A 12,869-nucleotide genomic window follows, 5' to 3' on the forward strand; every position below is an offset into this window, starting at 1 on the left:
TGCGTTATCTATTTTTGAAATCCATGACCTTGGTTGTGCTTGTCAATATTTCATTTTCATTTATCGTCAACTATTCTACTTTTGGATAATGGCTCCATTGTAAGGAATGCCTTTAAGAAAGCATTCTTGTTTTAAAGAGTCGTTATAGTTTTTTTGTTTTATAGGAGGATCAATAATGCTAAACATTATACTTTGATTAAAAAAGAAAGTAAATTATGACTATTATACTAAAACCGAGCGAGGTGACGCTTAGTGAACTTGAAGCTATTTATTTTAATGGTGAAGTGAGTAAACTTCATAATGACACGCATTTAGCTATCGAGAAAGGGGCTCAGCGCATTGCTGAAATTGCTGCTGGAAGTGAGCCTGTGTACGGTATTAATACTGGTTTTGGGAAGTTGGCTTCTATTAAAATTGATGCGGACGATGTCGCTGTTTTACAGAGAAATCTTATTTTGTCCCATTGTTGTGGGGTAGGAGAGCCTTTAGCTGAAAATATTGTGCGTTTGATAATGAGCTTAAAGCTTATCTCTTTAGGAAGAGGGGCTTCAGGAGTTCGTCTAGAATTGGTAAATTTGCTGGAAAATATGCTTGCAAAGGGTGTCATTCCTATCATTCCTGAAAAAGGGTCTGTTGGTGCTTCAGGTGATCTAGCTCCACTTGCTCACATGGCGGCTGTTATGATGGGAGAAGGAGAAGCATTTTTTCAAAATATTCGTATGAGTGGAGCGGTTGCATTAGAGAAAGCGGGATTGTCCCCTATTATTTTAGAGGCAAAGGAAGGTCTAGCTCTTATTAATGGGACGCAAACATCAACAGCTCTTGCACTTGCCGGTCTTTTTCGAGCTTATCGGGCATTGTGTGGTGGATTGCTGGCAGGAGCTTTGACGACAGATGCCATTATGGGATCAACGGCGCCATTTCATCCTGATATCCATATTTTACGAGGACATCATGGGCAGATTGCTGTATCGAAAACATTAGAAAAGCTTGTAGAGGATTCAGAAATTCGTGCAGCACATTTACGTGGTGATGAGCGTGTACAAGATCCTTATTGTATACGTTGCCAGCCACAGGTCATGGGGGCATGTTTTGATATTTTGCTAGCAGCAGCAAAAACACTGATTATTGAAGCAAATGCTGTTACAGATAATCCATTGATTTTAAGGAATGGTGAAGTTGTATCAGGTGGGAATTTTCATGCTGAGCCTGTAGCGTTTGCTGCTGATCAGATTGCTCTTGCTTTATGTGAAATAGGATCTATTTCTCAACGGCGTATTGCTTTGATGGTTGATCCAGCAGTTTCTTATGGACTTCCAGCTTTTTTAGCGTATAATGCAGGTCTTAATTCAGGTTTTATGATTGCTGAAGTAACAGCAGCAGCTTTAATGTCTGAAAATAAGCAAATGGCTCATCCTGCTTCCGTTGATTCAACACCAACTTCAGCTAATCAAGAAGATCATGTTTCAATGGCTTGCCATGGAGCTCGTCGGTTATTGGTAATGAGCGAAAATCTTTTTACACTTATTGGCATTGAAACGCTTGTTGCAGCACAGGGAATTGAATATCGTGCACCTTTAAAAACAAGTGCTTTTTTGCAATCTGTTATGGAATGTTTACGCAGAAATGTTGCTTCTCTTAAGGAAGATCGCTATCTGGCTCCAGATCTTCATCAAGCACATATACTTGTGCGTGAAGGGCACTTATTATCTATTTTACCAGAAACAATTTTTCCTTCACTAGAACCCAAATAATATTTATTTTTGAGTTCAAAAGAGAAGGAGAGACCTAATTATGAGATTTCTTTATACAAAAATTGGAGAGATGATGGATATATCTTTATAATAATTAATAAATATTTTTCCATTTATTGGCTGTTATGTATTGTGTTTATTCACAATTATCTCTTTAATGCGCTTATCTTTTGATATAAACTAGTTTAGATAAGTTTATGAATGAGTGTATTATATTTATTATTACTCACTAAAATTAATATTTCTATTGAGTATTTCTCTTTTTAAAAGATAGTTTGTAATTTTTGTACTTTTAAATCACGAGAAAGGGAAAATAAATGTCTAAAAATCGTCTATTATGTATTTTAATGGCAATCATTGTTTGTTTTTCGCAAATTGTGGAGGCTCACGCGAATTTTTGGAGAGGAAGATCTCAACAGGGTGGTTTTATTGCTATATGGGTACAGGAGAAAGATATTTTTGTTCAGGTAACAAGAGGAGCTATCATGAATGTTTCAGATCAAAGAAGTGGAAATAATAGTCGCTCTCTTGTTGGACCAAAGGTTGAAAAGATGATATTTGCCGCAGTTGCTCTTTTGCTTGGAAAGCTTGTATTTAAAGCGGCTGGAGTTTTTAAAAGATGGGCTGGGGCTAAAATTTCTCACGCCTTTGAGGAATGGCGAGATTCACTTTATCATTGATTAAGCTATATCAATTGGTTTTAAAAATGAGTGCACGTGGTGTTGAATGCAATTTATGATGATGTGACAAACTAAAAAGTATAGAAGGTTTATACGGTATTAATAGAAAGTTTAACGCATGTTTCTCTTGAATACGATGATATCAATTTAAGGTTTTTATTTATAGCCTTGAAAAACACATATGATGAATGGAAGCTTATGCCTCTCATGTAAAACAGTGTTGTTTTTTGCGTACACGGGTTTGTTTTAAGAAAATATTTCCTCAATACTTAAGCTTACATGTCAGGGTTGCATCCGTGACTGGTATAATCTAAAAACTCTCGTGAAAAGTATAAGATTAATAGTGCATCATTATTTTTTATGTTACGAAGATACGAGTTGATACTATCAGATAATCTATTTTCCGAGTTGCGACAGCTTTTTGTACTTGAGACAGTTTATTAAAAGGCATTTTTATTTCTTTCTTTATGTGTTTTTTATTCACACGTCAATCTCGCTTAGAATGTGTAAACGAAAAGTTTTGATTGCTTCAATATGAACAGGTTTGGAAAAGAGAAAATCTTATGATATTGAGGAGCCAATTCAATATATAAAACAATAAATTATCCTTATGAATAAAAATGTTTACATTATCTTGCATTCAATCCCACATTTTCTGCAGAAAAATAGAAAATATAAAAATGAGTTAAATGACAATTATAAAAAATTTTATTATCACGTAATTTCAATAAAATGATACAAAACTTAGGCTATAAAAAGCTGAATCATTCGCAATAAAAGTATTTTTCATTGCCTAGGATAGAGCACCTGGAAGGCTATTGTTTAATGCTTTTAAAGTATATCTTCGAAAGAGAAACATGAGGCTTTATTTATCATAAAGCTGTTATTGTGGTGTGGATTTTCGTCAACATTTCAATAAAGAAGGAAAGTAATGGCACGAAATGAACTGAAACGAGGTATGAGTAAGCGCCAAGTTATTTTTTTAGCTCTTGGCTCTGCTATTGGAACAGGTCTTTTTTATGGGTCTGCACAGGCAATTAAGCTTGCGGGTCCAAGTGTTTTGATTGCCTATTGTATTGCTGGTTTAGCTATTTTTATGGTTATGCGGGCTTTAGGAGAGATGATTATTCATAATCCATTGCCTGGTTCTTTTGCACGTTATGCAGCAAATTACATATCGCCATTAGCAGGTTTTTTAACGGGATGGACATATGTATTTGAAATGATTCTTGTTGGTTTGGCTGATATTACAGCTTTTGCGACTTATATGGGTTTTTGGTATCCTGATGTTGCTCCTTGGGTATGGGCATTTAGTATTACGTTAATTATCACGGGTATTAATTTAGCTGCCGTAGAAGTATATGGTGAACTAGAGTTTTGGCTGTCTTCTATTAAAGTTATTGCTATCATTGCAATGATTATTTTAGGAATAGTAATTATTTTTTGTGGTTGGGGTGAAAGTGCAGTTTCTTCTACTGTTACTGTTCATAATTTATGGAAGAATGGTGGTATTTTTCCTAATGGTTGGTTTGGTTTTTTAGCTTGCTTTAGTGTTGTTGTCTTTGCTTTTGGTGGTATAGAAATCATTGGGATGGCAGTCATGGAAGTTCAAAACCCTCATCAAACAATTTCAAAGGCAATTAATTCTACTCCAGTTCGTATTTTGCTTTTTTATATCATGACGTTAGCTATTTTAATGTCACTTTATCCTTGGAATGAGATTGGTCTTATGGACAGCCCTTTTGTATCCATTTTTGAAAATCTTGGGATTTCATATGCGGCAAATATCTTAAATATTGTTGTTGTTACAGCGGCTATTTCTGCAATGAATAGTGGAATGTATGGTGCTTGTCGCATGATACATGGTTTATCGCAGGAAGGTTATGCTTTAAAGAAGTTTCAATATTTATCAAAAAATGGTATACCAATTTTTGTTATTTTGATGATCTTCGGTATTTTTCTTCTTGGTGCTGTCCTTAATTATTTTTACCATGAAAAGCTTTTTTTTCTTATTGCTGCAATGGCAACATTCGCGACAGTTTTTGTGTGGATGATGATTCTACTTTCACAAGTTTTTATGCGAATTAAGATGCCTAAAGAAGCACAGAATAGTTTAAAATTTCCAATTCCATTTTGGCCAATAGGATCGATTTTTTCTATTTTATTTATGGTTTTTATTTTTATTCTCTTATGGTATTTTGATGAGACACGACCAGTTTTAATTATAGGTTTTAGTTGGATTGCTTGGCTTGTTATTTGTTTTTATGCACTTAAACTTTATAATTTTAAGCAAAAGAAACTGCAATAAAATGTGAATAGAGATTAAACTCAAAACAAATAGCTGATGTTATCAGGAGAAGAGTTGTTTGATTGTTATTCTCTAAAGATTAGTATAATCTAGATTGAAGAAAATCTGCTCGTTATTATTTTACTTTGGGAGTTTTTGTGAGCCATTGCTTATGGTAATGACCAAATCATATAAATATTAGGCGTTTTTTGATGGTGAGCTCTGCAATCAATATAAGTCTTTCATGTTAAAATGCCTAACAACGCAAATGGATTTTACTAGAGACAAGATTATAGGCAGATATCTTTTTTCAAACGCATTAATGGATTTCTGTTTTACAAGATAAGTTATTGTAAGAATTATTTTTATTGTTTTATAAGCTCTTTAAAAAATTGGTTGTTTAAATTTTGTTGTTTAAGGAACTACTATTGCTTTTAGAAGCGAAGATAAAGTTCTTGATGTATTCTCTTGAAAAAAAGGGTTGGAGTCTTCTGTGTCCTTTAAAAGGATATTTTGGTTGTTATGGGGTAAAGGGGAGAAGTTTTTTATTTCTATTATTTTTTTCTCAAAGAGGATTGGCGTTGGTAGAAAATAGTGGATAATAAAGTCATTGTAGGCATTGTATCATTGTGTTTGCAAAAACTTCAATAAAGAGCAGCAAGGTATCACAATAAAATTTCATAGAAGAGTAAATTAAGAAGAGTAAATTAAAGAGAACAATGAACGTGTGATAGTTTTACGATTCTTGTTGTTATTGCGAGCAAAAGAGCAAGGATCAAACTTATTTTTTATAAAATTGATACGGGAGTAATTTTTATCACAAGTGGAGAAGGACAAAATGCACTCCGCAACTGTATTGTGGTGCAAAATTATTCAATATTATTATAAAAGGTGCTCAAGAACACTACGATCAGCAAAAAAATCATCGGAAAGTGGCTTTTTACACGAGAAATCTTCCAATAGCTCTGAAACGCATATCACAACGATTTCCTCTATCCTTGAGGCAACGGGCAAAATTGATACGGATTTACACGGAGATGCTATGATTATTGTTTCTCATCTGATTTCCGGTCAAGATATCAATGTAATGGGAGAAAGTGTGACGATTGTTGGCATGATAGACCATCATAGCAGCCATTTACAGACGCATGCAACAGGTTTTGATGTGGGTTCAGGCAAAAATTTTGTTTCGATATACGGGAGCGAAACAAAGACAAAAAATAAAGAGAGTTTTGAACATCAAGGCTCTTCTCTCAATGTTAACTGTAATATCAACATTACGCTCAAGAAAAAAGATGTGAGCGTAGTAGACTCTGATCTTGCAGGGAAGGGTATTAACCTTTCGGCAGCGCATGATGTCAATGTGTTTGTGGGTCACAATAATCATAGTTCGAGTACACAGGAAGAGCGCACAGGCTTTGGCTTTCAGTTTGAAAAGAGCAACGGTGCTTCTATTGGTGTTTGGGGTTACGAGTGTGAAAGACAATGGCGATCAATAGGAAAATACCTCCGTTCAATCCTATTTCAAAGTGCGCGGAGATGTGCGGATTACTGCTGATCATGATGTAAACATGAAAGCCGACAAATGTTTCGGCAGAGTGTGATGTCAACGTCGATGCTGGCAATAATATCACGCTTTCGGAAAACTATGATATCTCTAAGACACAAGAGATGCCTGAAAAGTCCTTTGCTGGTGTGACAGGATCTGTCAATGTGGGCATTCTTGGTACCATAAAAGATACAAGAGATGTAGCAAAACGTTTTGCTCATGGGGATGTGAAACACAAAATCGGCAATGGTTTGATTGGCGGACTAAATGGCAATAGAGCAGCGATTGTTCGTGCACATAGCTCCAGGTGCCATAACAGTAGGTAAAGGATTGCGTGACTTTAAAAAGCGTGGCATTCACAATATAGCAAAGAAAACAGATATCTATCTTTTTGGAACAGCTGATAAGGCTCTACCGATAGCGAATCCATTATATGTCGTAAATGATGGCGAAAAAGATCATGTCTACCTACAAAATCATTTACTTAACCCCATTGGTATAGGATTTGGTCACAATCCACCTACTTTTTATAAGGTACCCTCGGAGTTCCCTTATGTATTATTTCCACCAGCAATTCCCATGCGAAAGGAGGGGAGAGCGCTAGGCGGGCTATGATCCTAGAATTGTTATAGTCATGCGCCTTATACGTGTGCAAGGTACTATGGAACGCTTCATATTATGCCAATTTATTCGATTTTAGATAATTTAGGTTTAGGTTATTTATGGAGAAAAAAATGAAACAAAACTTAAAATTATTAAGTGGTCTCATTCTGTTAAAGGTCGCTGGATATAACATCTACAAGCCCCACTAGGAGTTTTGAGTGCTTGGGAGAAGCTTGGAGCAGACTTTACTGAGGTAGGAAAAGCACTGTTAGAATGTGGCATGCCAACCTCGTATGATGTCTTTCCAGAAAATAAAAAGTTAAGCCTCAATGCAGAGGCTTCCATTGATTCTTGCATGATCCAAGCAAAATTCCACTACAAATGGGGAGGACTATATTGGTGTTATACTTGATAAAGATGAAAACCTCCCCATTTGTCGTCCTAGTGCTGTTATCCCGCAACGAAGTGTCAAGAAGCGTTTGAACAGCTCGTTTTGTAAAAAATATAAAACCGCACTTGAATGCCAGCCTTAATTTTTGCTGGTGATGATCAACAATCACTACCTTCATGTTTCTCATGCCTGTGCGGGGGGGGGGGACTTAATTCACCATTTCAATGCTATTTATTTATGGGTACTACAACTGTAGGCGCAATAATATAAAAATATCTATTTTTGTTGTAATCAAAATATTGATAATAATTATAGGTATGCTGTTGATAGAATATGATTTTAGTAATAATTTTACCGTATTTTTGATATAACAATAATGGTATAATCTTCGGAAAGGTAAAAATAATAAAGGTTGATAATATCCATCATTGTTTTGGAAATAAAAAAACAGCATGTAAAATAATTTATAGATTGTTTCGTAATATCAAAATTACTCAAGGATAGGAAAATGAAGCATATTTTAAAATTATTAAGCGGGATAACTTTATTTGTTATGGCTGGATGTTACGAAGAGCAGCCTTCTCGAACAGCCGTAGATGCATGGGAAAAGCCCGGCGCAGATCAGCTTGAGATCAAAAAAGCTCTGTTGGAATGCGGAGTGCAGCATTTTGATGGTCGTCTTGATACAGAAACAAGTATGGATGAGAAATTCAATGCTGAGGAGGCAGAGAATGCATGTATGATCCAAGCAGGTTTCCGAGATAAATTGGGAAGGGTGAAGTGGTGTGAGAAATATGAACATCTTCCAATTTGTCAGCCTGATGCAGTTATTCCTCAGCGAAGTGTAGAGAGGCGTTTGAATAGTCCTCATTGTAAAGAGCATAAAGAACAACCTGAATGTCAACCTTAGGTGTTGATGTTTCTGTAATCAATAATTCTCGTGTTCTTTTTCTCGCATGGGGGGGCGAGGTTGCTTTTTTAATGTACTAGCCATATTGCATGCGAAAAAATACTAGCAAGCTTTTCAGCCTTTCTATCGTAAATATTGAAGGAGGGGAAATGAAAAATATTGAAATTATTGAGTGTTATAATTTTATTAAGCGCTGCTGGATGTGTTAGCAAATCTCCCCCAATCGATCTTGGCATTATGAGAAAAGTCCAATGTCAATAAATCTACGATCTCACAAGCACTGTTCAAATGTGGCAGGCAGCCGATCTACGCTTTTCCTGAAAATATGGATTTGTGTGCAAGTGAGTTTGCAGCAATTTATGAATGCATGACTAAAGAAGATTATCGATACAAATCGTAACATTCAAAGAGAATTTATTTTTTATCAGTATCACAAAGTGATTCATTTTTAGCCAATTTAATGGTAGTAAGGTATCAGCAGGCTATAGATAATGATATTTTTGGTGTAACCAATTAGACGAAAAAGATGTTACGTCTTGATGAATAATAAAAAACGCTAGTAAATAAAAAAAGCTTTGCACAAGTGATTATCAACAGTAGAATATTCATTTTAAAGCAATAATTGAATGAAAATATTAAACGGAAGAAGAGAGAAATACGGCTCTTTTGTCTCCAATATAATTATATTCAGCAGCTACGAGATTAGCAATAGTGTTGTTGTCAGATGATGATAGCGGAGGATAGTGAGTTGTTGTTCAGAGAAATTTATTCAATATAAAGAATGGTAAATAATAGCTTTTCTAAAATATCTTCTTTAACGATAATAAACAGATAGCTTTCATAAAACTGATTTTGATGAAATTTTATTTTGGTGTTTTTTAATTTCAAGATGGTGAGTGTTTTACTGTATTTTAGATTTTATCAAAAGATCTAAAGTATTATACAAGTAATTTTGATATAAAGATCTTTTCATTTTATGATATTTTTTTGTTGTAGTTGAAGAAATGATGCTGTTATAGCTTTCATATACTATATCTCATTATGTCGTGTTTTTATTAAAACGTCTTGATTGTTTAGATCTTAAAAATTATTCTCATTTTGTTATATTTTTATTTTTCGGTGGTGAGATAAATTGAATATTATATCTCTTAAAAATTTGCATTTTTTCGCGTTTTTTTGAGATTAGTTTTTTTGCATTTCGTATTGCAGTTCTCAGTGGTTCTTGGGATGTACTCTTTAAAAAGATTGTCATCCTAAATGGTATTTTTAAACTTTTTGTTCTTTCTTTACATAAAATACAAAACATATTATGAAACGCTATAATTTATCAGAAAAAATAAAATAATTTTGTTTGTTTTATTCTTATTGTGCTTAATTCGTGGTTTTATTTTTTGCCAGCATTTTTTGTTTTGTTGAAAAAAAGAAAGTTTTGAAAAACAATGATAACCAAGGTATCTAACAATCACTTGTATTTGTGTGTTTTTACAGCAGCTATTTTTTCTTTTTTATTAAATATAAATATTGAGGCGCATTCTCATGCATTTGTATCACTGTTATGTGACGAAAACAAATTGCCTTATAAATGCAGTGATGGTGTAAAGCATACAATTAGTGATAAAGTATATAAGTTCACGGTACCTGTTAAAGAAAAGAATGGGGAGGGTAGTTCTCTCATGTTGCCTGCTGCTATAGTAGTGCAGGAGCCAAATACAGTTATTCAGGCAATGCGTGTAGAGGTTGAAGCTACTGCGGGTATAGAAGATATTTATGGTGTTTCTGTATCACAAGGGGGAAGAATTGTTTTGAGTGATTCAGCTTTTAAAAATGTGTCAATAGGTCTTAAAGCTGATAGTGGAATGATTGAGGTTAATCGTGGAACAATTGAGGCTTCTCAGATTGCAGCTTATGCAGAGAAGCGAGGAGCATCTGTTACGTTAACGAATACAAAAATTAAAGTGGAAGGTTTGGGTATCGGTCAAGAGAGTGCTCTTTTCGTTAGGGCTGATGCGGGTATTCAGATGAAAAGCGGATTTATTGATGTGAATGATGCTGCTGCGCTTTATGTGGGGAGAGGGGGGAGTGCGACTTTAGATGGTGTTACCATTACTTCAAAATATCAAAAAACAGAAGACAATGAAAATACAAATAAAAAGATTGCACATACAGTTTTCAATGTAAAACATCAGGGCTCTGTTTATTTAAAAAATACTAATATTATTTCTACGGATGTTCATGTTTTAACAGTTGGACAAGATTCTAATACACTGTCCAATAATGGCAGGGAAGGAAATATTTTAATTTCGCGGGTTAATATTGAAGATTCAACAATTAAAGCAATAGGTAACAAACATGGTATGTATTTTGAGAGGGATGGGGAAAATAATGCGTATGAACAGGGGTTTGTCTTTTTGAAAAGGACGATTTTTGAGGTTCCAGATGGGACAGCTGTTCATAGTAATAACAGTCGTAGTTATATTGGAGTAACAGAAGGTACAAAAATTTTTGGTGACTTATTATTAACAGTTGAAAAGGGGGGGGCTGTAGCGATTTTGGCTGATTCTTCTTCATTGATAGGAGGGACTCGTGTTGCCGATAATTCTATTGCTGAGCTTTATTTGACAGGGGGATCAAAATGGTTTTTGACAAAAAGAAGAGAGATAGATTCGCAAGTTGCAAACCGCACAAATTCATTTATTTCATTTGTAAAAATTTCTGATAGTTTTATTGCTTTTGAGACTCCAATGTTTCAGGAGTATCAGACACTTCATATTGGGAAGGGAGAAAAAGAAGTTTATAGTGCGCAAGATAGGGCAGATATTTATCTCAATACACATTTCAGTAGTGAGGGTTTGCTCGATAATAAAAAGACTGATCGGCTTTTGATACATGGCGATGTTTCTGGAAAAACGACAGTTTATGTGCAATTTGTTGCAGGAAATCAGGGGGAGATAGCAACCGGTGAAAATGCTCATAGTATTTCACTTATTCAGGTTTCTGGAAAAGCGGCAGAAGATTCTTTTCAGTTAAATCGTGCTTATATTGCATTAGAGGGGTTGCCTTATCAATATTATCTTCATGCTTATGGTCCAAATTCTACGCTTGGAAATGCACAAATTTCTCAAAGATTGGTTGAAGGAAATGGAGATTTTTGGGATTTTCGCCTTGAAAGTAAGTATATTCAGCCTTCTTTGGGAGTGTCTGTTATCCCTCATTCTGAGTTAAAGGTCAGAGAGGTTGTTCCACAAGTTCCAACCTATCTTTTGTTACCAAATGCTTTGTTTCATATTGGACTCATGGATATCAGTAATCAACAAAAGGAATTGCAAGTTACGCAGTCTATTCCTCGCAAATTATTAAAAGTTGAAGGGAATTTTGCTTTATCTATCCACGGTTGTGGTGGGAGTTATCGTTATGTCTCAGATCTTTCTACACTTAAATATGGGTACGATGGTAATGTTGATTATAACGCTATAAAAACAGACATTTTGCTCAAAACAATAGAGAGCGCATATAGTACGACATCTTTTGGGATTATGGGAACCTATGGAAAGCTTTCCTTACAACCTCGTAACGTGGAACAAAGCCAAAAGAGTACGTTTAATAAATGGTCATTTACGACATACGGTAGTGTGAAACACAACACTGGTTTTTATGTAGATGGTCTTTTATCTTATGGTTTGTTTAAAGGGGATGTGCTTACCCATGCTTGGGGTAAAACGGCGACATTAAAAGCAAATCCTTTGAACGTTTCGTTTTCTGCTGGTAAAGTGTTTATGACAGGATATGAAGATCTTATTTTTGATCCGCAACTCCAGCTTATTTATCAACATCTTCAATTTGATAAGTTTCGTGATATTGATGGATTTGATGTTGAGATGAAAAAAATAGGTCAATGGTTGGTGCGTATTGGGGGGCGTTTAAATAAAACATTTTCAGCATCTGAAAAGGATCGTACCATTTGTTTTTATGGTAATATTCATCTTTCTAATCGTTTTGGTAAAAAACAATTTGTTCATTTTAAAGATGTTTTCCAGTTGGGTTCTTTTGGTTCTTCTTTAGAAACAGGTTTGGGTATTAATGCGCAGTTTTCTTCTAAAGTTACACTTCACAGTGATCTTAGCTATCAGCATAGGTTAACCAAGGCTGGTTTTTCTGGAGTTCATTTTTCTGGTGGTTTGCGCTATCATTTTTAATAAATCGTTTTAAAAATAATAAATGTGATTTTTAAAGTTTTGTTTTATTGTCGGGATTAAAACCATTGATGGTGCAGAATTTTAGTCACTTCTTTTAATAATGGCATCATGTGTTTTAATAAGTATAAAAGGATCACGTTGATTTGTTTTTTATCTGGTTGATAGGGGTGCTTAAATGCTTCAAAAAAATTTACAATGAGACTGTAAATCTATTTGTGTTATTTGGGCTATAAATATTGGAGATGTATTCGTCATCAGCTTCTTAAAATATTATTATTATCCTATCATGCTGTAAAGTACTATCATTTGAGGTAGCTGATATCAATCATGAAAGGCAGGGAGATATTGGTTGCTGATTAAGAGCTTTTGCTGTTAAGCAGAGGAGGGGATATGTAAAATATAGAGCTCTATCGTTTCGTGGATGATGCACATTTTTCTGCTTTAAAATTTTGTAAAAAGCATTTTTGAAGCTGTTTGTATCAATCGCATTATTGTAGGTGGA

6 protein-coding genes and 2 pseudogenes are annotated in these 12,869 nt (G+C 34.7%); all 8 read left to right on the plus strand.

Going from position 1 to position 12,869, the window contains the following annotated elements:
* Positions 1–215: 215 nt before the first annotated feature.
* The 8 genes and pseudogenes from hutH to ACFIKB_RS04475 all read left to right on the plus strand — a co-directional run bounded on the left by hutH (position 216) and on the right by ACFIKB_RS04475 (position 12,367).
* Positions 216–1,754 (plus strand): histidine ammonia-lyase, encoded by a 1,539-nt coding sequence (hutH, locus tag ACFIKB_RS04440; protein WP_375635863.1) that lies wholly within the window; start codon positions 216–218, stop codon positions 1,752–1,754.
* 317 nt (positions 1,755–2,071) lie between these two features.
* Positions 2,072–2,434 (plus strand): hypothetical protein, encoded by a 363-nt coding sequence (locus ACFIKB_RS04445; protein WP_375635864.1) that lies wholly within the window; start codon positions 2,072–2,074, stop codon positions 2,432–2,434.
* A gap of 931 nt (positions 2,435–3,365) precedes the next feature.
* Entirely contained in the window at positions 3,366–4,742 is a 1,377-nt protein-coding gene (locus tag ACFIKB_RS04450) for an amino acid permease (RefSeq protein ID WP_375635865.1), read from the plus strand.
* Positions 4,743–5,596: 854 nt separating this feature from the next.
* A pseudogene (locus ACFIKB_RS04455) lies at positions 5,597–6,542 on the plus strand (hemagglutinin repeat-containing protein); the annotation flags it as partial.
* A 19-nt stretch (positions 6,543–6,561) separates the two neighbouring features.
* Positions 6,562–6,885 carry a hypothetical protein gene (locus ACFIKB_RS04460; RefSeq protein WP_375635866.1) on the plus strand — a complete coding sequence of 108 codons (324 nt, stop codon included), beginning with the start codon at positions 6,562–6,564 and terminating at the stop codon, positions 6,883–6,885.
* 119 nt (positions 6,886–7,004) lie between these two features.
* Positions 7,005–7,406: pseudogene (locus ACFIKB_RS04465) on the plus strand (hypothetical protein).
* Between the two features lie 366 nt (positions 7,407–7,772).
* The gene (locus ACFIKB_RS04470) at positions 7,773–8,174 is read left to right on the plus strand and encodes a hypothetical protein (RefSeq protein ID WP_015856534.1); all 402 of its coding nucleotides are present in this window, start codon (positions 7,773–7,775) and stop codon (positions 8,172–8,174) included.
* A gap of 1,439 nt (positions 8,175–9,613) precedes the next feature.
* Complete coding sequence (locus tag ACFIKB_RS04475) at positions 9,614–12,367, plus strand: autotransporter outer membrane beta-barrel domain-containing protein (RefSeq protein ID WP_375652935.1); 2,754 nt, start codon at positions 9,614–9,616, stop codon at positions 12,365–12,367.
* The last annotated feature ends 502 nt before the right edge of the window (positions 12,368–12,869 follow it).

The organism is Bartonella sp. MR110HLJHH (assembly GCF_042194225.1).
GTDB lineage: Bacteria > Pseudomonadota > Alphaproteobacteria > Rhizobiales > Rhizobiaceae > Bartonella > Bartonella grahamii.